At 63.4% G+C, this 17,123-nt stretch carries 30 protein-coding genes; all 30 read left to right on the top strand.

The genetic code is table 11. From position 1 onward, the window contains the following. Positions 1–46 precede the first annotated feature (46 nt). Positions 47–1,255 carry an elongation factor Tu gene (gene tuf, locus BLU67_RS04520; RefSeq protein ID WP_092562807.1) on the top strand — a complete coding sequence of 403 codons (1,209 nt, stop codon included), beginning with the start codon at positions 47–49 and terminating at the stop codon, positions 1,253–1,255. A gap of 528 nt (positions 1,256–1,783) precedes the next feature. Continuing rightward, positions 1,784–2,092 carry a 30S ribosomal protein S10 gene (rpsJ, locus tag BLU67_RS04525; RefSeq protein ID WP_092562810.1) on the top strand — a complete coding sequence of 103 codons (309 nt, stop codon included), beginning with the start codon at positions 1,784–1,786 and terminating at the stop codon, positions 2,090–2,092. Between the two features lie 10 nt (positions 2,093–2,102). Next, positions 2,103–2,771 (top strand): 50S ribosomal protein L3, encoded by a 669-nt coding sequence (gene rplC, locus BLU67_RS04530; protein ID WP_092562813.1) that lies wholly within the window; start codon positions 2,103–2,105, stop codon positions 2,769–2,771. Between the two features lie 2 nt (positions 2,772–2,773). Beyond that, positions 2,774–3,430 carry a 50S ribosomal protein L4 gene (rplD, locus tag BLU67_RS04535; RefSeq protein ID WP_092562816.1) on the top strand — a complete coding sequence of 219 codons (657 nt, stop codon included), beginning with the start codon at positions 2,774–2,776 and terminating at the stop codon, positions 3,428–3,430. Next, positions 3,427–3,732 carry a 50S ribosomal protein L23 gene (gene rplW / locus BLU67_RS04540; protein WP_092562819.1) on the top strand — a complete coding sequence of 102 codons (306 nt, stop codon included), beginning with the start codon at positions 3,427–3,429 and terminating at the stop codon, positions 3,730–3,732. The genes rplD and rplW overlap by 4 nt, the downstream gene beginning before the upstream one ends. Continuing rightward, positions 3,732–4,568: a 50S ribosomal protein L2 gene (gene rplB / locus BLU67_RS04545; RefSeq protein WP_092562822.1), complete on the top strand. Its 837-nt coding sequence runs from the start codon at positions 3,732–3,734 to the stop codon at positions 4,566–4,568. Before rplW ends, rplB begins: the two co-directional genes overlap by 1 nt. Positions 4,569–4,580: 12 nt before the next feature. Continuing rightward, complete coding sequence (gene rpsS / locus BLU67_RS04550; protein ID WP_073715479.1) at positions 4,581–4,862, top strand: 30S ribosomal protein S19; 282 nt, start codon at positions 4,581–4,583, stop codon at positions 4,860–4,862. A gap of 50 nt (positions 4,863–4,912) precedes the next feature. Further along, positions 4,913–5,275, top strand: coding sequence for a 50S ribosomal protein L22 (rplV, locus tag BLU67_RS04555; protein WP_092562825.1), 363 nt, complete (start codon positions 4,913–4,915; stop codon positions 5,273–5,275). Next, positions 5,275–6,093, top strand: coding sequence for a 30S ribosomal protein S3 (gene rpsC, locus BLU67_RS04560; RefSeq protein ID WP_092562828.1), 819 nt, complete (start codon positions 5,275–5,277; stop codon positions 6,091–6,093). The genes rplV and rpsC overlap by 1 nt, the downstream gene beginning before the upstream one ends. Positions 6,094–6,096: 3 nt before the next feature. Beyond that, on the top strand, positions 6,097–6,516 hold the full coding sequence (gene rplP, locus BLU67_RS04565; RefSeq protein WP_092562831.1) for a 50S ribosomal protein L16: 420 nt from the start codon (positions 6,097–6,099) through the stop codon (positions 6,514–6,516). After that, the gene (gene rpmC / locus BLU67_RS04570) at positions 6,516–6,752 is read left to right on the top strand and encodes a 50S ribosomal protein L29 (RefSeq protein WP_073715475.1); all 237 of its coding nucleotides are present in this window, start codon (positions 6,516–6,518) and stop codon (positions 6,750–6,752) included. Before rplP ends, rpmC begins: the two co-directional genes overlap by 1 nt. Positions 6,753–6,768: 16 nt before the next feature. Further along, positions 6,769–7,056 (top strand): 30S ribosomal protein S17, encoded by a 288-nt coding sequence (gene rpsQ, locus BLU67_RS04575; protein ID WP_092562834.1) that lies wholly within the window; start codon positions 6,769–6,771, stop codon positions 7,054–7,056. A 349-nt stretch (positions 7,057–7,405) separates the two neighbouring features. Continuing rightward, on the top strand, positions 7,406–7,774 hold the full coding sequence (gene rplN, locus BLU67_RS04580) for a 50S ribosomal protein L14 (RefSeq protein WP_092562837.1): 369 nt from the start codon (positions 7,406–7,408) through the stop codon (positions 7,772–7,774). Continuing rightward, positions 7,775–8,116, top strand: coding sequence for a 50S ribosomal protein L24 (rplX, locus tag BLU67_RS04585; RefSeq protein ID WP_092562840.1), 342 nt, complete (start codon positions 7,775–7,777; stop codon positions 8,114–8,116). Continuing rightward, positions 8,116–8,676 carry a 50S ribosomal protein L5 gene (gene rplE, locus BLU67_RS04590; protein ID WP_092562843.1) on the top strand — a complete coding sequence of 187 codons (561 nt, stop codon included), beginning with the start codon at positions 8,116–8,118 and terminating at the stop codon, positions 8,674–8,676. The genes rplX and rplE overlap by 1 nt, the downstream gene beginning before the upstream one ends. Positions 8,677–8,679: 3 nt before the next feature. After that, positions 8,680–8,865 (top strand): type Z 30S ribosomal protein S14, encoded by a 186-nt coding sequence (locus tag BLU67_RS04595; protein ID WP_073715467.1) that lies wholly within the window; start codon positions 8,680–8,682, stop codon positions 8,863–8,865. A gap of 61 nt (positions 8,866–8,926) precedes the next feature. Then, a complete protein-coding gene (rpsH, locus tag BLU67_RS04600) occupies positions 8,927–9,325 on the top strand; it encodes a 30S ribosomal protein S8 (RefSeq protein ID WP_092562846.1) in 399 nt (132 codons plus the stop codon). A 22-nt stretch (positions 9,326–9,347) separates the two neighbouring features. Beyond that, a complete protein-coding gene (gene rplF, locus BLU67_RS04605; RefSeq protein ID WP_092562849.1) occupies positions 9,348–9,887 on the top strand; it encodes a 50S ribosomal protein L6 in 540 nt (179 codons plus the stop codon). Positions 9,888–9,890: 3 nt separating this feature from the next. After that, complete coding sequence (gene rplR, locus BLU67_RS04610; protein WP_092562852.1) at positions 9,891–10,262, top strand: 50S ribosomal protein L18; 372 nt, start codon at positions 9,891–9,893, stop codon at positions 10,260–10,262. Between the two features lie 32 nt (positions 10,263–10,294). Beyond that, positions 10,295–10,975, top strand: a complete 681-nt coding sequence (rpsE, locus tag BLU67_RS04615; RefSeq protein WP_092562855.1) for a 30S ribosomal protein S5 — start codon at positions 10,295–10,297, stop codon at positions 10,973–10,975. After that, a complete protein-coding gene (gene rpmD, locus BLU67_RS04620) occupies positions 10,975–11,157 on the top strand; it encodes a 50S ribosomal protein L30 (RefSeq protein ID WP_092562858.1) in 183 nt (60 codons plus the stop codon). The genes rpsE and rpmD overlap by 1 nt, the downstream gene beginning before the upstream one ends. Before the next feature lie 2 nt (positions 11,158–11,159). Next, entirely contained in the window at positions 11,160–11,615 is a 456-nt protein-coding gene (gene rplO, locus BLU67_RS04625) for a 50S ribosomal protein L15 (protein WP_092562861.1), read from the top strand. 208 nt (positions 11,616–11,823) lie between these two features. Beyond that, positions 11,824–13,110 carry a preprotein translocase subunit SecY gene (secY, locus tag BLU67_RS04630; protein WP_092563290.1) on the top strand — a complete coding sequence of 429 codons (1,287 nt, stop codon included), beginning with the start codon at positions 11,824–11,826 and terminating at the stop codon, positions 13,108–13,110. Beyond that, positions 13,107–13,673, top strand: coding sequence for an adenylate kinase (locus BLU67_RS04635; RefSeq protein ID WP_092562864.1), 567 nt, complete (start codon positions 13,107–13,109; stop codon positions 13,671–13,673). The genes secY and BLU67_RS04635 overlap by 4 nt, the downstream gene beginning before the upstream one ends. Continuing rightward, positions 13,673–14,509: a type I methionyl aminopeptidase gene (gene map, locus BLU67_RS04640; protein ID WP_410002417.1), complete on the top strand. Its 837-nt coding sequence runs from the start codon at positions 13,673–13,675 to the stop codon at positions 14,507–14,509. Before BLU67_RS04635 ends, map begins: the two co-directional genes overlap by 1 nt. Positions 14,510–14,665: 156 nt before the next feature. Further along, on the top strand, positions 14,666–14,887 hold the full coding sequence (infA, locus tag BLU67_RS04645) for a translation initiation factor IF-1 (protein ID WP_092562870.1): 222 nt from the start codon (positions 14,666–14,668) through the stop codon (positions 14,885–14,887). Positions 14,888–14,925: 38 nt separating this feature from the next. After that, positions 14,926–15,039, top strand: a complete 114-nt coding sequence (rpmJ, locus tag BLU67_RS04650; protein WP_015746489.1) for a 50S ribosomal protein L36 — start codon at positions 14,926–14,928, stop codon at positions 15,037–15,039. Between the two features lie 138 nt (positions 15,040–15,177). Further along, positions 15,178–15,552 (top strand): 30S ribosomal protein S13, encoded by a 375-nt coding sequence (rpsM, locus tag BLU67_RS04655; RefSeq protein ID WP_092562873.1) that lies wholly within the window; start codon positions 15,178–15,180, stop codon positions 15,550–15,552. A 57-nt stretch (positions 15,553–15,609) separates the two neighbouring features. Next, complete coding sequence (rpsK, locus tag BLU67_RS04660; RefSeq protein ID WP_092562876.1) at positions 15,610–16,017, top strand: 30S ribosomal protein S11; 408 nt, start codon at positions 15,610–15,612, stop codon at positions 16,015–16,017. A gap of 99 nt (positions 16,018–16,116) precedes the next feature. Beyond that, entirely contained in the window at positions 16,117–17,118 is a 1,002-nt protein-coding gene (locus BLU67_RS04665) for a DNA-directed RNA polymerase subunit alpha (RefSeq protein ID WP_092562879.1), read from the top strand. Positions 17,119–17,123 lie beyond the last annotated feature (5 nt).

The raw sequence follows: 17,123 nt of genomic DNA on the forward strand, positions 1-17,123 counted from the left end.
CTGCCATAGGCTGTGAGAAAACTACCCGAGTCCCAGGAGGACACCAGTGGCTAAGGCCAAGTTCGAGCGGACAAAGCCGCACGTTAACATCGGTACGATCGGTCACGTCGACCACGGTAAGACGACGCTGACCGCCGCCATCACCAAGGTGCTGGCTGACAAGTACCCGGATCTGAACGAGTTCCGCCCCTTCGACCAGGTCGACAACGCTCCCGAGGAGCGTCAGCGCGGCATCACCATCAACGTCTCCCACGTTGAGTACCAGACCGAGAAGCGCCACTACGCGCACGTTGACGCCCCGGGGCACGCCGACTACATCAAGAACATGATCACCGGCGCCGCTCAGATGGACGGTGCGATCCTCGTGATCGCCGCCACCGACGGCATCATGGCCCAGACCCGCGAGCACGTTCTGCTCGCCCGCCAGGTGGGCGTGCCCTACCTGCTGGTTGCGCTGAACAAGACCGACCAGGCGATGGCCGAGTACGGCGACGACGCTGAGGACATGCTGGAGCTCATGGAGGAAGAAATCCGCGAGCTGCTCTCCTCGCAGGGCTTCGACGGCGACAACGCCCCGATCGTCCGCGTCTCCGCTCTGAAGGCCCTGGAAGGCGACTCCGAGTGGGTCGAGTCCGTTGCCACCCTCATGGAAGCCGTGGACGAGAACGTCCCGGAGCCCGTGCGTGACATGGACAAGCCGTTCCTCATGCCGATCGAAGACGTCTTCACCATCACCGGCCGCGGCACCGTTGTGACCGGCCGTGTCGAGCGTGGCAAGCTGCCGATCAACTCCGAAGTTGAGATCGTCGGTATCCGCGAGCCGCAGAAGACCACCGTCACCGGTATCGAGATGTTCCACAAGCAGATGGATGAGGCGTGGGCCGGCGAGAACTGTGGTCTCCTCCTGCGCGGCACCCGTCGCGAAGACGTGGAGCGTGGCCAGGTTGTCGTTAAGCCGGGTTCGATCACCCCGCACACCAACTTCGAGGCGCAGGTCTACATCCTGTCCAAGGATGAGGGCGGCCGCCACAACCCGTTCTACACGAACTACCGTCCGCAGTTCTACTTCCGCACCACGGACGTCACCGGCGTCATTTCGCTGCCCGAGGGCACCGAGATGGTCATGCCCGGCGACAACACCGAAATGACGGTCGAGCTCATTCAGCCGATCGCCATGGAAGAGGGCCTCGGCTTCGCTATCCGCGAGGGTGGCCGCACCGTTGGCTCCGGCCGCGTGACGAAGATCCTGAAGTAAGGCACCTGCTGAGCTTCTGATCTGACACGATCAGTCAAAGGGCCCGGTTCCGCACGGAGCCGGGCCCTTTGCTATGCCCAGAGATTCCGGTGTGGCGGCTACAGCGGTGGTTCGGCGGGGGAGAGGGCTGTCTGACGGCGGTTCCTGACAGCGCGACACGCCCGAGCGCGGGGGCGTGGGCAGGCTCACGCACCCATATGCCCCCTGCGGGTTTCACATCCGCGCCCACATGCGGTAATCTCGAACGGCCGGAACGCCTGGCGCCCACATGGGTTGCCGGCCAGAACGTACGCTGAATCACGCAGATGCGGGTTTACATGGTGCGGGAAGTTCTGGCAGACTAGTACGGTTGCTCGGATTCACGTCCGAGTGTGCAGACTTCGGGCGGGTGGTAAATCGCCCCCGTCCAACCAAGTAACCAACGACCCGGAACCTGCCGGAGCGTGGTCAAATGCGCTCATTGCGCACGCGACACGCCCGAGCGCGGGGGTCGGAGAAGTTGCGGTACGAGAGAGGTTAGACGACGCCATGGCGGGACAAAAGATCCGCATCCGGCTCAAGTCCTACGACCACGAGGTCATCGATAGCTCGGCACGTGAGATTGTCGATACGGTGACCCGCGCTGGTGCGACGGTCGTGGGCCCGGTGCCGCTGCCGACTGAAAAGAACGTGTTCTGCGTTATTCGGTCGCCCCACAAATACAAGGACAGCCGTGAGCACTTTGAGATGCGCACCCACAAGCGGCTGATTGACATTATCGACCCGACGCCCAAGGCCGTTGATTCGCTCATGCGTCTCGACCTGCCCGCGGACGTCAACATCGAGATCAAGCTCTGAGGAACCTGACATGACTACGATTACCCAGCCGGAAGCTGGCAAGGCCGTCAAGGCGCTTGTTGGCTCGAAGCTCGGCATGACCCAGGTCTGGGATGACGAGGCGCGCCTCGTCCCCGTCACCGTCATCAAGGTGGACACCAACGTGGTTACTCAGGTGCGCACCCTCGATGTCGATGGCTACCAGGCCGTGCAGGTTGCTGCCGGCGAAATCGATCCCCGCAAGGTGACCCAGCCGCTCAAGGGCCACTTTGCTAAGGCCGGTGTGACCCCGCGTCGCACCGTCCTCGAGATCCGCACCTCGGATGCGGACAACTACAGCGCTGGCCAGGAGATCGGCCTCGACACCTTCGCCGCTGGCGAGCTCGTCGACGTGACCGGTACCTCCCGCGGCAAGGGCTTTGCCGGTGTGATGAAGCGTCACGGCTTCGGCGGTGGCCCCGCCTCGCACGGTGCCCACAAGATTCACCGCAAGCCGGGCTCCATCGGCGGCTGCGCGACCCCGGGACGCGTGTTCCGTGGCATGCGCATGGCCGGCCGTATGGGCAACGAGCGCACCACCGTCCAGAACCTCACGATCCACGCCATCGACGAGGAGAACGGCTACGTTCTGCTCTCCGGTGCCGTTCCCGGTGCCAAGGGCGCCACGGTCGTGATCCGTAACGCCGCGAAGGGAGCCTAGTCATGACCGCCACCACGGTCGACGTTCTCGACGCAACTGGTAAGAAGACCGGCACGGCTGAACTGCCCGCCGAGATCTTCGACGTCGAAGTTAACGTTCCCCTGATTCACCAGGTCGTCGTTGCGCAGCAGGCCGCTCGTCGTGCCGGCACCGCCGCGACCAAGACCCGCGCCGCCGTTTCCGGCGGTGGCCGCAAGCCGTGGCGCCAGAAGGGCACCGGCCGCGCGCGCCAGGGTTCCATCCGCGCTCCGCAGTGGGCCGGTGGCGGCGTCGTTCACGGCCCGCAGCCGCGTTCCTACGCCCAGCGCACCCCGAAGAAGATGAAGGCCGCCGCGCTGCGTGGTGCCCTGTCGGATCGCGCCCGTCACGGTCGCGTCTTCGTCATCTCCTCGTTCCTCGACGGTGACACCCCGTCGACCAAGAAGGCCCTGGCCGCCCTCAAGGGCGTCAGCACCGGCCGCACGGCGCTCGTCGTCGTGACGCGTGAAGACGAGCTGACCCAGCTCTCGCTGCGCAACGTGCCGACCGTCCACCTTCTCTGGCCGGACCAGCTGAACACCTACGACGTCCTCGTTCGCGATGACGTGGTGTTCACCTCCGATGCGCTCGACGCATTCCTCGCCGGCCGCGAAGCGGACGCGAAGGAGGAAACCAAGTGAGCATCGAGCCGTCGAAGAACCCGCGGGACATCATTTTCGCTCCCGTCGTTTCCGAAAAGAGCTACAACCTGATCGACGAGGGTAAGTACACGTTCATCGTGGACCCCCGCTCGAACAAGACCGAGATCAAGAACGCCATCGAGCAGATCTTTGACGTCAAGGTCGCATCGGTCAACACCATCAACCGCAAGGGTAAGACCCGCCGTACCCGCGACGGTCTTGGCAAGCGCAAGGACACCAAGCGCGCCATCGTCACGCTGCGTGAGGGCACCATCGATATCTTCGGTGAGGTGGCTATCTAATGGCTATCCGCAAGTACAAGCCGACGACCCCGGGCCGCCGCGGCGCCTCGGTCTCCGAGTTCACGGAGATCACGCGCTCGACGCCCGAAAAGTCGCTGCTGCGTCCGCTGCACAAGACCGGCGGCCGTAACTCGACGGGCCGCATCACCTCGCGTCATCGCGGTGGCGGTCACAAGCGCGCCTACCGCGTCATCGACTTCCGTCGCCATGACAAGGACGGTATCCCCGCCAAGGTCGCGCACGTCGAGTACGACCCGAACCGCACCGCGAACATCGCACTGCTGCACTACGCCGACGGCGAGAAGCGTTATATCCTGGCTCCGGCCAAGATCAAGCAGGGCGATCGCATCGAGGCCGGTCCCGCCGCGGACATCAAGCCCGGCAACAACCTGCCGCTGCGCAACATCCCGCTCGGTACCGTCGTGCACGCCATCGAGATCAAGCCCGGTGGCGGCGCCAAGATCGCTCGCTCCGCGGGCGCCGGCGTTCAGCTCGTCGCCAAGGAATCGACCTGGGCCCAGCTGCGTATGCCCTCCGGTGAAATCCGCAACGTCGACGCGCGCTGCCGCGCGACCGTCGGCGAGGTCGGCAATGCCGAACAGTCGAACATCAATTGGGGCAAGGCCGGCCGCATGCGGTGGAAGGGCAAGCGCCCGCACGTGCGTGGCGTCGCCATGAACCCGATCGACCACCCGCACGGTGGTGGCGAGGGTAAGACCTCCGGTGGCCGTCACCCGGTCAGCCCGTGGGGCCAGAAGGAAGGCCGTACCCGCCGTCCGAACAAGCCGAGCGACAAGATGATCGTGCGTCGTCGCCGGACCGGCAAGAAGCGCTGATAGGGAGACGAAATGCCACGTAGTTTGAAGAAGGGCCCCTTCGTCGACGACCATCTGCAAAAGAAGGTCGATCAGATGAACGAGGCTGGTAAGAAGAACGTCATCAAGACCTGGTCGCGTCGTTCCGTCATTACCCCGGATTTCCTGGGTCACACCTTCGCGGTGCACGACGGACGTAAGCACGTGCCGGTATTTGTCACCGAGTCGATGGTTGGCCACAAGCTCGGGGAGTTCGCGCCGACCCGCACCTACCGCGGGCACGACAAGGACGACCGTAAGGCCCGCCGCCGCTAAGCGGGGCGCGATTACATCCTCGAACCATGAACCAAGTTAGGCAGGAAGCGATGGAAGCCAAGGCGCAGGCGCGATATGTGCGCGTCACGCCCATGAAGGCACGGCGCGTCATCGACGTCGTTCGCGGCAAGGGCGCAGTGGAGGCACTCGATATCCTCCGCTTCGCACCGCAGGCGGCAGCCGGTACCGTACGCAAGGTGCTCGAAAGTGCGATTGCAAACGCTCGGGTCAAGGCCGATCAGGCCTCCGAGTCGTTCAATGAAAATGACCTCGTGGTTCTCGCGGCATATGTCGACGAGGGCCCGACGATGAAGCGGTTCCGTCCCCGCGCCAAGGGCGCGGCGGGCCGCATCAACAAGCGGACCAGCCACATCACTGTTGTTGTCGGTGCGCCAGAAGAAGGGAATCGGTAATGGGGCAAAAGGTTAACCCGACCGGGTTCCGTCTCGGAATTACGACGGACCACCGTTCGCGTTGGTTCTCCGACTCCTCCAAGGAAGGCCAGCGGTACAGCGACTACGTCCGGGAGGACGTCGCGATCCGCAACCTCCTGTCCGAGGACCTGGAGCGCGCGGGCATTGCTCGCGTGGACATCGAGCGCACCCGTGACCGCGTTCGCGTCGATCTGCACACGGCCCGCCCGGGCATCGTGATCGGTCGCCGTGGCGCCGAAGCTGACCGCCTGCGCGGCCAGCTCGAAAAGCTCACGGGCAAGCAGGTCCAGCTCAACATTCTGGAAGTTAAGAACCCCGAGATCGACGCGCAGCTCGTCGCCCAGGGAATCGCCGAACAGCTCGCTGCTCGCGTCTCCTTCCGTCGCGCCATGCGCAAGGGCATCCAGTCCGCCCAGCGTGGCGGCGCCAAGGGCATCCGTGTGCAGTGCTCCGGCCGCCTCGGCGGTGCGGAAATGTCGCGCTCGGAGTTCTACCGCGAAGGCCGTGTGCCCCTGCACACCCTGCGCGCCAACATTGACTACGGCTTCTTTGAGGCCCGCACCACCTTCGGACGCATCGGCGTGAAGGTCTGGATCTACAAGGGCGATGTCACCGACAAGGAACTCGCTCGCGCCCAGGCCCAGGCTGCCCCGCGTGGTGGCCGTCGCGGCGAAGGCCGCCGCGGACGCCGTGGTGAAGGTGCCGGCCGCCGTGGCGCTCCGCGCCGCAGCGAAGCCCCCGAGGCTGCCGCTAACCCCGAGCAGCCTCAGGCGAGTGAAACCGGATCGGAGGCATAAATCATGCTTATCCCGCGTCGGACTAAGTTCCGTAAGCAGCACCGCCCCAAGCGGAGCGGTCGCGCCAGCGGTGGCACCGAAATCAACTTCGGTGATTACGCGATCCAGGCCCTGGAAAGTGGCTACATCACGAACCGCCAGATTGAGGCTGCTCGTATCGCCATGACCCGTCACGTCAAGCGTGGCGGCAAGGTGTGGATCAACATCTTCCCCGACCGCCCGCTGACCAAGAAGCCGGCCGAAACCCGCATGGGTTCCGGTAAGGGTTCGCCTGAGTGGTGGGTGGCCAACGTTAAGCCGGGCCGCGTCATGTTCGAGCTCGGTGGTGTTCCCGAGCAGCTCGCTCGCGAGGCCATGAGCCGCGCGCAGCACAAGCTGCCGATCAAGACCCGCTTTGTGAGCCGTGAGGGTGGTGAAGGCTAATGGCCATCGGATCCAAGGGCCTGACCCCGTCCGACCTGGACGGAATGGACAACGAGCGCCTCGCCGAAGAACTTGCGAAGGCGAAGGCCGAACTGCTGAACCTGCGGTTCGCCGCTGCGACCGGCCAGCTCGAAGACCATGGCCGCGTTAAGGCCGTGCGTCGCGATATCGCACGCATCTACACGATCGTCAACGAGCGTGAGCTGGGCATTCGCACCGCTCCCGTGAAGAAGTAAGGAAGGTCTGTAGGCAATGAGCGATAACGCTACCACTGAGGCCGCGCCCCAGGCGCGCAACTACCGCAAGACCCGCCGTGGCTACGTGGTCAGCGACAAGATGGATAAGACCGTCGTCGTTGAACTCGAAGACCGCGTCAAGCACGCCCTGTACGGCAAGGTCGTTCGCCGCACCTCCAAGGTGAAGGCCCACGATGAGAACAACGAGTGTGGCATTGGCGACCTCGTTCGCATCATGGAGACCCGTCCACTGTCCGCCACCAAGCACTGGCGCGTCGTGGAAATCTTGGAAAAGGCTCGCTAAACCCAGCTGCTCCAAGCATGACAACGGGGCCGGCAATCAGTCCGATTGTCGGCCCCGTTGATGTGTGCGGCCGCCTCGTGTGAGCGGGGGAGTACGGCAGTGCGCAGCGGCGTGAGCGATTACACGCCTAGCCGCCGAAAAACGCTTGGATTGCGCTTGGTCAATGATCTATACTCGAACGGTTGCCTTGTGGCCACTGGACCTTCCTGCGCCTTTAATTTCGCAGATTCTTCGGGTCCGGAACGGTCACCGTGCCTCGCTTCAGAGGCCGGACAAGGCAGTGCAGTAAACCGTTCGGCTAGGCTCGGGCATTTGACCGAGAACCGGCACGACGACAGGAGAACACTCAATGATCCAGCAGGAGTCGCGGCTTAAGGTCGCCGACAACACCGGTGCGAAGGAGATTCTTTGCATCCGGGTTCTCGGTGGCTCCGGCCGGCGCTATGCCGGTATCGGCGACACGATTGTCGCCACCGTCAAGGACGCCATCCCCGGCGGCAACGTGAAGAAGGGCGACGTGGTCAAGGCCGTCATCGTCCGGACCAAGAAGGAACGTCGCCGTCCCGATGGCTCATACATTCGATTCGATGAGAATGCTGCCGTCATTTTGAAAAATGATGGTGAACCGCGCGGTACGCGTATCTTCGGCCCGGTTGGCCGCGAGCTGCGTGACCGTCGTTTCATGCGCATCATCTCGCTCGCCCCGGAGGTGCTCTAAATGGCAAAGGTGAAGAAGGGCGACCAGGTCGTCGTCATCGCCGGTCGCGATAAGGGCAAGACCGGACGCGTGCTCAAGGTTCTGACCGAGACCAACCGCGTGGTGGTCGAAGGCGTTCAGCGCGTTAAGAAGCACACCAAGGTTGGCCAGTCCACCCGTGGCGCCCGCACCGGTGGTATTGAAACCATCGAAGCGCCGATCCACATCTCCAACGTGATGGTCGTGGATCCGGAAACCAAGAAGGGAACTCGCGTGGGCTACCGCGTCGAGACCGTCGAGCGCAACGGCCGGACCAAGACCCAGCGCGTGCGCATCGCTAAGCGTTCGGGTAAGGAGCTGTAATGAGCGAAACCAAGACTCAGCCCCGTTTGAAGGTGCGTTACCGCGACGAGGTCATCAACGGCCTGCGCGAGGAATTCAACCACCCCAACATCAACGAGGTTGCTAAGCCCGTCAAGATTGTTGTCAACATGGGTGTGGGAGACGCGGCTCGCGACTCCAAGCTCATCGACGGCGCGATCAACGACCTCACGCTGATCACCGGCCAGAGGCCGCAGGTGACCAAGGCCCGCAAGTCCATCGCCCAGTTCAAGCTGCGCGAAGGTATGCCGATCGGTGCGCACGTCACGCTGCGCGGCGACCGCATGTGGGAATTCCTGGACCGCCTCCTGTCGCTGGCCCTGCCCCGCATTCGTGATTTCCGTGGCCTGTCGCCCAAGCAGTTCGACGGCAACGGAAACTACACCTTCGGCCTCACGGAACAGTCCATGTTCCACGAGATCGACCAGGACAAGATTGACCGCGTGCGCGGCATGGACATCACCATCGTGACGTCCGCCAAGACTGACGACGAAGGTCGCTCGCTGCTGCGCCGCCTCGGCTTCCCGTTTAAGGAGAACTGACAGATGGCGAAGACCTCCCTGAAAGTCAAGGCCTCCCGCAAGCCGAAGTTCGGCGTGCGAGGCTACACCCGGTGCCAAAAGTGCGGTCGTCCGCGCTCGGTGTACCGCAAGTTCGGCCTGTGCCGTATCTGCCTGCGTGAGATGGCCCTTGCTGGCCAGCTCCCCGGCGTGACGAAGAGCAGCTGGTAACCACTACGTTGTAGGTCCCCACTAGGGAAACCGCGACGAGGAAGGGCGAAGGCCCAACAACATGACTATGACAGATCCCATCGCAGACATGCTCACGCGTCTGCGTAACGCCAACTCGGCGTACCACGAGACGGTGTCGATGCCGTACTCGAAACTGAAGGCGAACATCGCCGAAATCCTGAAGGCCGAAGGCTACATCGCGGACTGGTCCGCGGAGGACGCCGAGGTGGGCAAGAAGCTCACCCTCGAGCTGAAGTACGGCAACGACCGCAAGCGCGCCCTCGTCGGCGTCAAGCGCGTGTCGAAGCCGGGCCTGCGGGTCTACGCCAAGTCCACCAAGCTCCCCAAGGTGCTTGGCGGACTGGGTGTCGCTATTTTGTCCACGTCCTCCGGTCTGCTGACGGACCGCGAGGCCGAATCTAAGGGTGTAGGCGGGGAAGTCCTCGCGTACATCTGGTAAGAACCGGAAAGGAGAACGCACAATGTCACGTATCGGCAAGATTCCCGTTCCGGTTCCCTCCGGCGTGGACGTCTCGATCGATGGCAACGTCGTGACCGTCAAGGGCCCCAAGGGCACCCTGACTCACTACGTTCCCGCTCCGATCACCGTGGACCGCGACGAGGACGGCGCCATTGTGGTGACCCGTCCCAACGACGAGCGCGAATCGCGTTCGCTGCACGGCCTGACCCGCACCCTCATCGCCAACATGGTCGAGGGTGTCACGAAGGGCTACGAGAAGAAGCTGGAGATCGTCGGTACCGGTTACCGCGTCACCGCCAAGGGCCAGAACCTCGAGTTCGCGCTCGGCTTCTCACACCCCATCTCGGTCACCGCTCCCGAAGGCATCACCTTCGTGGTGGAAAGCCCGACCAAGTTCTCGGTCTCGGGTATTTCCAAGCAGCTCGTCGGTGAAACCGCGGCCTCCATTCGTAAGCTGCGCAAGCCTGAGCCTTACAAGGGCAAGGGTGTGCGTTACGCCGGCGAGCAGGTTCGCCGCAAGGCAGGAAAGGCTGGTAAGTAACCCATGTCCGTTAGCGTTAAGGGCAAGGGCAAGGCGATCGCCCGGAAGCGCCGCCACCAGCGCGTGCGCAAGCACATTGCCGGCACCGCGCAGCGTCCCCGCCTCATCGTCAAGCGCAGCGCGCGCCACATGGTGGCCACGCTCGTCGACGACGTTGCGGGTCACACCCTGGCGTCGGCTTCCACGATGGAAGTCGATCTGCGTCAGGCTGAAGGTTCCAAGGTCGATAAGGCACGCAAGGTGGGCGAACTGCTCGGCGAGCGCGCTAAGGCAGCGGGCATCGAGTCCGCCGTCTTCGACCGGGGCGGAAACAAGTACCACGGCCGCGTGGCCGCCGTCGCTGACGGTGCCCGCGAAGCCGGCTTGGCCCTGTAACCAGCGAGAACGAAGAGAGCAGGAGTAAATCCATGGCTGCACCGCAGCGAAATCGGACCGGCTCGGGTTCCGCCGAACAGGGACGCGAGCGTAACGAAGGCCGCCGGGGCCGCGACGAACAGCGTCGCGACAACCGCCGTGGCGGCGATGACAAGAACCAGTTCGTCGAGCGTGTTGTCACCATCAACCGCGTCGCGAAGGTTGTGAAGGGTGGCCGTCGCTTCTCCTTCACCGCCCTCGTGGTCGTCGGTGACGGCGATGGCACGGTTGGCGTCGGCTACGGCAAGGCGAAGGAAGTTCCCGCCGCCATTGCCAAGGGCGTGGAAGAGGCGAAGAAGAACTTCTTCCGCATCCCGCGCATTGCCAAGACGATCCCGCACACTGTGCAGGGTGAAGACGCTGCAGGTGTTGTCCTGCTGCGTCCGGCCGCTCCCGGTACCGGTGTTATCGCCGGCGGTCCGGTGCGCGCGGTCCTGGAATGCGCTGGCATCCACGACATCCTCACCAAGTCGCTGGGATCGCAGAATGCGCTGAACATCGTGCGAGCCACGGTTGCCGCGCTCAAGCAGCTCGAGCAGCCCGAAGCGGTTGCGGCTCGCCGCGGCCTGCCGCTGGACCGCGTCGCGCCCTCCGCGCTGCTGCGCCACCGCGCCGAAGGTGAAGCTCGTGCCAAGGCCGAGGCCGAAGCCGAATCCGCCGAGGCAGGTGCGTAATGGCAAATCTGAAGATCACCCAGAAGAAGTCCACCATTGGCGGGCTTCGCAACCAGCGTGAGACGCTGCGCGCCCTCGGGCTGCGCAAGATCGGTCAGAGCGTCGTCCGTCCGGACAGCCCCGCGATTCGTGGGCAGATCCGCGTGGTCGACCACCTGGTCGCTGTCGAGGAGGTTGAGTGAGCATGGCTGAAGAGTCGACGCCACTGAAGATTCACGATCTTCGTCCTGCCCCCGGCGCCAAGAAGGCCAAGACCCGCGTGGGTCGAGGCGAAGGCTCCAAGGGTAAGACCGCTGGTCGTGGTACCAAGGGCACCAAGGCCCGCTACCAGGTCCCTGCCGGGTTCGAAGGCGGCCAGATGCCGCTGCACATGCGGCTGCCCAAGCTGCGTGGGTTCAAGAACCCGAACAAGGTGACCTACCAGGTCGTGAACCTGACGAAGCTCGCCGAGCTCTTCCCGAAGGGCGGGGACGTCACCGTCGCCGACCTCGTGGACAAGGGCGCGGTTCGCGCAAAGCAGCCGGTGAAGATTTTGGGCACGGGAGAGATCTCCGTGGCCGTCAACGTCACGGCTGATGCGTGGTCGGGCTCCGCCAAGGAGAAGATCGAGGCCGCTGGCGGCTCCATTACGGGGGCCTAACGCGGTCGGCACACCAAGTTTTCGGTGCTGCCACCCACCTGTGGAACGCCCCCGTGCCTCAGCGAGGCGCGGGGGCATTTCCGCAGATGCGAGTTTAGCTCGTACACTCTAAAGAGATTGACCCTCGAGTCGGACCCCGACTCTCCAGTTGGCCGTGCACCGGGCGAAGAAAACGGTGTCGCAGGCGGCCAACGCACTGGGAGGAATTTTGCTCGCTGCATTCGCTCAGGCGTTTAAAACCCCTGACCTGCGTCGGAAGCTGCTGTTTACGCTCGCCATCATGGCCATCTACCGGTTCGGCTCGTTCGTGCCCGCGCCGGGAGTTGACTACGGGAACGTGCAGCAGTGCGTGGCCGGCGCCGAAAGCACCTTCCTTGGCATGATGAACCTCTTTTCCGGAGGCGGCCTACTTCAGCTCTCGGTCTTCGCCCTCGGTATCATGCCGTACATTACGGCGTCGATTATCGTGCAGCTCATGCGGGTCGTCATTCCGCGGTTCGAGGATCTGCACAAGGAAGGTCACGCGGGCCAGGCCAAGCTCACCCAGTACACGCGTTACCTGACGATCTTCCTCGGTGTCTTGCAGTCCACCGTCATGGTCACGACGGCGGCCAACGGCCTGCTCTTCCAGGGCTGCCCGGTCAGCCCGATCCCGAACGCGGGACCCGGCACCCTGCTGCTGACGATCCTGACGATGACCGCCGGTACCGGCCTGATCATGTGGCTCGGCGAGCTCATCACCGAAAAGGGCATCGGCAACGGCATGTCGCTGCTGATCTTCACCTCGATCGCCGCGACCTTCCCGACGGGCCTTGGCCGCGTCTTTGGTCTGGAGTCCGGCCTCGTTAAGCTGCTCATCATCATCGCGGTGATCCTCCTGATCACTCTGGCCGTCGTCTTCGTCGAGCAGTGCCAGCGCCGCATCCCGGTCCAGTACGCCAAGCGCATGGTGGGCCGCCGCCTGTACGGTGGCTCCTCGACCTACATCCCGATGAAGATCAACCTCGCGGGCGTTATCCCCGTGATCTTCGCGTCCTCGATCATGCACCTGCCGATCATGATCGCCGAGTTCAATCGGACCGCAGATTGGTCTCTCGCGCTGCAGCAGTGGTTCGCGCCCTCGCACCCGATGCGCCTGGCCGTCTACACCCTGCTCATCCTGTTCTTCGCGTTCTTTTACACTGCGATTACGTTCAACCCGCAAGAAGTAGCCGACAACATGAAGCGCTACGGCGGCTTCATCCCCGGCATCCGCGCCGGCAAGCCCACCGCCGACTACCTCAACTACGTGATGACGCGTATTACGGCGCCCGGCGCTCTCTACCTCGCTGTCGTCGCCCTCGTCCCCGAGATCCTGTTCGCGGTCATGGGATTGGACGGCGCCATGCCATGGGGCGGCACATCGATCATGATTATGGTCGGTGTCGCACTGCAGACTGTTAAGGACATCGATTCACAACTGCAACAGCGTCACTACGAAGGATTCCTGTCATGAGCGCGCGATTAGTATTGTTTGGTGCCCCCGGAGCTGGCAAGGGCACGCAAGCGGAGCGCCTGGCCTCCCACCTGGGAGTCCCGACGATTTCCACCGGCGAGCTCTTCCGCTCGCACATCTCTGAAGGCTCCGAGCTCGGCCACCTCGCCGGCTCCTACATCGCGCGCGGCGAGCTCGTGCCCGATTCAGTCACCGTCGAGATGCTGAAGGAGCGCCTCGCCGCCAAGGACACCGGTAACGGTTTCCTCCTCGACGGCTTCCCGCGCAACCCCGCGCAGGTCGAGCTGCTCGACGAGCTGCTCGGAGATCAGGGCCTCGATGGCGTCATCGAGATCACCGTCGATGAGGACGCGGTTGTTGGGCGTCTGCTCAAGCGCGGCATCGACCAGGGTCGCACGGATGACACCGAAGACGTCATCCGTACCCGGCTGAACATCTATCGCGAGACGACCGCCCCCGTTGCCGACATCTACCGGCAGCGCGGCCTGCTGGTCTCCGTGGACGGCATGGGCGAAGTCGACGAGGTCACCGCACGCATCCTTGCGGCCGTTGACGCCCTGTGATGTTCGGACCTAAACCGGAAATCAAGACGCGCGCCCAACTCGCCGCGATGGCTGAGGCGGGCGCGATCGTCTATGACATGCTCACCGCCGTCGAAGCGGCCGCCGAGGTCGGAATCACGACGGGCGAGCTCGATGCGATCGCCGAACGGGTCTGCCGCGATGCCGGTGCAAAGCCGAACTTCCTTGGCTACCACGGCTATCCCGCAACGGTCTGCCTGTCGGTCAACGAGGAAATCGTGCACGGCATCCCGGGCGAGCGCGTGCTGCGCGACGGCGATATCGTCTCCGTTGACGGTGGGTGCAGTGTCGCCGGGCCCTCGGGACGGCGCTGGCATGGCGATTCCGCTCGCACCTTTATCGTCGGAACGCCTCGCCCGGAGGATCTCAAACTTTCCGAGATCACCCGGGAAGCCATGTGGCAGGGGATTGCTGCCCTCGCGGACGCCAAATCCCTGAACGTTGTCGGCAAGGCCGTCCAGCGCGTGGTGGAAGACAACCCCGTCGACGGGCGTGAACTTGGCATCGTGCGCGAATACGTGGGGCACGGCATTGGCTCCGCGATGCACCAGCCGCCCGACGTCGTGAACTATGCGAGCCCGAAGGGCCCCAAGATCAAGTCCGGCATGGCGGTGTGCGTCGAACCGATGCTCGTGCTTGGCAGCCCCGATAATGAAACGCTCGATGATGACTGGACCGTCGTGACCCTCGATGGTTCACGCGCCTCGCACTGGGAGCACGCCGTCGCACTCGTAGATGGGGGAGTGCGCGTCTTGACGCTGCCCGATGGTGGCGCGGCCGACCTCGCGCGCTACGGCGTTACCCCGATCGAGCTGTAGCGCCCTGGTGGCGCGCTTCACGTCGGCGAAGAGTTTCTTTCGCGCTCTAATTCCCATAGGATGGTCAGCTGGACGTGCGTACACGTGCCATACATCCCTATGGCACCGCACGAGGGTGCCAATCGGCGCCGATATATGAGGAGAAGTACGTAGAGCATGGCAAAAAAGGACGGCGTCATCGAGGTTCAGGGCACTGTCGTCGAAGCGCTGCCCAACGCGATGTTTCGAGTAGAGCTTGATAACAAGCACATTGTGCTTGCCCACATTAGCGGGAAGATGCGTCAGCACTACATTCGTATTCTTCCCGAAGATCGGGTCGTCGTTGAGCTGAGCCCCTACGACCTCACTCGGGGTCGTATCGTCTACCGCTACAAGTAACTGTTAGCTGCCGAGATTATCGGTGGCGGAGGAATGACATGAAGGTCCAGCCTAGCGTCAAGAAGATCTGCGACAAGTGCAAGGTTATTCGCCGGCACGGTCGCGTCATGGTCATCTGCGAAAACGTTCGTCACAAGCAGCGTCAGGGCTAAGTGACGAGAAAGATGGGCATCGCCCATCGATCCTGCTGCCAGCGCATCGCGCAACCCCCGGTCCGGAGGCCGGGGCTCGCAATCCCGCGAGAAGGCAACGGGAAAGACCTCCGGTCCGAACAGTCAGGAGACTGATCAGTGGCACGTCTAGCTGGCGTTGACCTCCCCCGCGAAAAGCGGCTTGAGGTTGCGCTGACGTACATTTACGGTGTGGGTCGCACCCGCGCCCAGGAAGCTCTCGAAGCGACGGGTGTTTCGCCCGATCTGCGTGTCAAGGACATGCAGGAATCTGATCTCGTTGCCCTCCGCGATTACATCGAAGGCAACTTCAAGGTGGAAGGTGATCTCCGCCGCGAGGTCGCAGCCGACATTCGCCGCAAGGTGGAAATTGGTTGCTACCAGGGTCTGCGTCACCGTCGTGGCCTGCCGGTGCACGGCCAGCGCACCAAGACCAATGCTCGTACCCGCAAGGGTCCGAAGCAGACCGTTGCCGGTAAGAAGAAGACCCGCTAACTGTAGTCCGGCACAGCGCAAGCTGACCGGTCCGATGACCTGGAGATAGAAACACATATGCCTCCCAAGACCCGCACATCCGCGGTGGCGCGCAAGGGCCGCCGCCGGGATCGCAAGAACGTTGCCCAGGGCAACGCCTACATCAAGTCCACGTTCAACAACACGATCGTGTCCATCACCGATCCGGAAGGCGCCGTCATCGCATGGGCCTCCTCCGGTCAGGTGGGCTTCAAGGGTTCGCGTAAGTCGACGCCGTTTGCCGCTCAGCTCGCCGCTGAAGCCGCCGCGCGCCGCGCCCAGGAGCACGGCATGAAGAAGGTCGACGTGTTCGTTAAGGGCCCCGGCTCTGGACGTGAGACCGCTATCCGCTCCCTTCAGGCCACTGGCCTGGAGGTCTCCTCGATCTCTGACGTTACGCCGCAGGCACACAACGGGTGCCGTCCGCCGAAGCGTCGTCGCGTCTAAGACGCTTCCGCCCCGGTAGCGGTAGACAGAGACCCACCGGGGACCACACGTTGTCCCGCACGGCGTCAAATAGCGGATGCCGGCTGAAAGGATTACCAAGTGCTGATTGCCCAGCGTCCCACGCTGACCGAGGAGGTCGTGAGCGAGAACCGCTCGCGATTCGTTATCGAACCCCTGGAGCCAGGATTCGGCTACACCCTTGGCAACTCGCTTCGCAGGACTTTGCTGTCCTCGATTCCGGGTGCCTCGGTTACCTCCATCCGGATCGACGGCGTCCTTCACGAGTTCTCCACCATCCCGGGGATCAAGGAAGACGTCACCGAGATCATTTTGAACATTAAGAACCTGGTCGTCTCCTCCGACCACGACGAGCCCGTCGTTATGTACCTGCGCAAGCAGGGCCCGGGCGTCGTTGTTGCCGGCGACATCACGCCGCCGGCCGGCGTCGAGGTGCACAACCCGGATCTGCACATTGCGACCATCAACGCCAAGGGCAAGCTCGAGATCGAGCTCACCGTTGAGCGTGGCCGTGGTTACGTGCCGGCCGCCATGAACAAGGACGAAACCGCCGAGATCGGTCGGATCCCGGTGGATTCGATCTACTCGCCGGTGCTGAAGGTGACCTACAAGGTGGAAGCCACTCGTGTCGAGCAGCGCACGGACTTCGATCGCCTCGTGGTCGACGTGGAAACCAAGCCCTCGATGGCTCCGCGCGATGCTCTTGCCTCCGCTGGCAAGACCCTCGTCGAGCTGTTCGGCCTGGCCCGCGAACTCAACGTGGAAGCAGAAGGCATCGAGATCGGCCCGTCGCCGACGGATCAGGCCCTCGCCCAGGATCTGGCACTGCCGATCGAGGACCTGGACCTGCAGTCGCGGTCGTACAACTGCCTCAAGCGCGAGGGTATCCACACCCTCGGGCAGCTGGTTGCACGCTCGAAGGAAGATCTGCTGGACATTCGTAACTTCGGTAAGAAGTCGATCGATGAGATCCAGGAGAAGCTGGCCGACTACGGTCTCGGCCTGAAGGATTCCGGCGTTGACTTCGCATCCGAAGACGACGGTGTCACCTTCGAAGACCTGCACTTCAGCGACGAGCTCTGATAAGA

The sequence above is a fragment of the Bowdeniella nasicola genome (assembly GCF_900107735.1).
GTDB classification, from domain to species: Bacteria; Actinomycetota; Actinomycetes; order Actinomycetales; family Actinomycetaceae; genus Bowdeniella; species Bowdeniella massiliensis.

Bases quoted from the DNA above. Each gene is read 5' to 3' on its own strand.
- rpsJ (WP_092562810.1), top strand. From the start codon at position 1,784: ATGGCGGGACAAAAGATCCGCATCCGGCTCAAGTCCTACGACCACGAG.
- rplC (WP_092562813.1), top strand. From the start codon at position 2,103: ATGACTACGATTACCCAGCCGGAAGCTGGCAAGGCCGTCAAGGCGCTT.
- rplD (WP_092562816.1), top strand. From the start codon at position 2,774: ATGACCGCCACCACGGTCGACGTTCTCGACGCAACTGGTAAGAAGACC.
- rplB (WP_092562822.1), top strand. From the start codon at position 3,732: ATGGCTATCCGCAAGTACAAGCCGACGACCCCGGGCCGCCGCGGCGCC.
- rpsS (WP_073715479.1), top strand. From the start codon at position 4,581: ATGCCACGTAGTTTGAAGAAGGGCCCCTTCGTCGACGACCATCTGCAA.
- rplV (WP_092562825.1), top strand. From the start codon at position 4,913: ATGGAAGCCAAGGCGCAGGCGCGATATGTGCGCGTCACGCCCATGAAG.
- rpsC (WP_092562828.1), top strand. From the start codon at position 5,275: ATGGGGCAAAAGGTTAACCCGACCGGGTTCCGTCTCGGAATTACGACG.
- rplP (WP_092562831.1), top strand. From the start codon at position 6,097: ATGCTTATCCCGCGTCGGACTAAGTTCCGTAAGCAGCACCGCCCCAAG.
- rpmC (WP_073715475.1), top strand. From the start codon at position 6,516: ATGGCCATCGGATCCAAGGGCCTGACCCCGTCCGACCTGGACGGAATG.
- rpsQ (WP_092562834.1), top strand. From the start codon at position 6,769: ATGAGCGATAACGCTACCACTGAGGCCGCGCCCCAGGCGCGCAACTAC.
- rplN (WP_092562837.1), top strand. From the start codon at position 7,406: ATGATCCAGCAGGAGTCGCGGCTTAAGGTCGCCGACAACACCGGTGCG.
- rplX (WP_092562840.1), top strand. From the start codon at position 7,775: ATGGCAAAGGTGAAGAAGGGCGACCAGGTCGTCGTCATCGCCGGTCGC.
- rplE (WP_092562843.1), top strand. From the start codon at position 8,116: ATGAGCGAAACCAAGACTCAGCCCCGTTTGAAGGTGCGTTACCGCGAC.
- BLU67_RS04595 (WP_073715467.1), top strand. From the start codon at position 8,680: ATGGCGAAGACCTCCCTGAAAGTCAAGGCCTCCCGCAAGCCGAAGTTC.
- rpsH (WP_092562846.1), top strand. From the start codon at position 8,927: ATGACTATGACAGATCCCATCGCAGACATGCTCACGCGTCTGCGTAAC.
- rplF (WP_092562849.1), top strand. From the start codon at position 9,348: ATGTCACGTATCGGCAAGATTCCCGTTCCGGTTCCCTCCGGCGTGGAC.
- rplR (WP_092562852.1), top strand. From the start codon at position 9,891: ATGTCCGTTAGCGTTAAGGGCAAGGGCAAGGCGATCGCCCGGAAGCGC.
- rpsE (WP_092562855.1), top strand. From the start codon at position 10,295: ATGGCTGCACCGCAGCGAAATCGGACCGGCTCGGGTTCCGCCGAACAG.
- rpmD (WP_092562858.1), top strand. From the start codon at position 10,975: ATGGCAAATCTGAAGATCACCCAGAAGAAGTCCACCATTGGCGGGCTT.
- rplO (WP_092562861.1), top strand. From the start codon at position 11,160: ATGGCTGAAGAGTCGACGCCACTGAAGATTCACGATCTTCGTCCTGCC.
- BLU67_RS04635 (WP_092562864.1), top strand. From the start codon at position 13,107: ATGAGCGCGCGATTAGTATTGTTTGGTGCCCCCGGAGCTGGCAAGGGC.
- map (WP_410002417.1), top strand. From the start codon at position 13,673: ATGTTCGGACCTAAACCGGAAATCAAGACGCGCGCCCAACTCGCCGCG.
- infA (WP_092562870.1), top strand. From the start codon at position 14,666: ATGGCAAAAAAGGACGGCGTCATCGAGGTTCAGGGCACTGTCGTCGAA.
- rpmJ (WP_015746489.1), top strand. From the start codon at position 14,926: ATGAAGGTCCAGCCTAGCGTCAAGAAGATCTGCGACAAGTGCAAGGTT.
- rpsK (WP_092562876.1), top strand. From the start codon at position 15,610: ATGCCTCCCAAGACCCGCACATCCGCGGTGGCGCGCAAGGGCCGCCGC.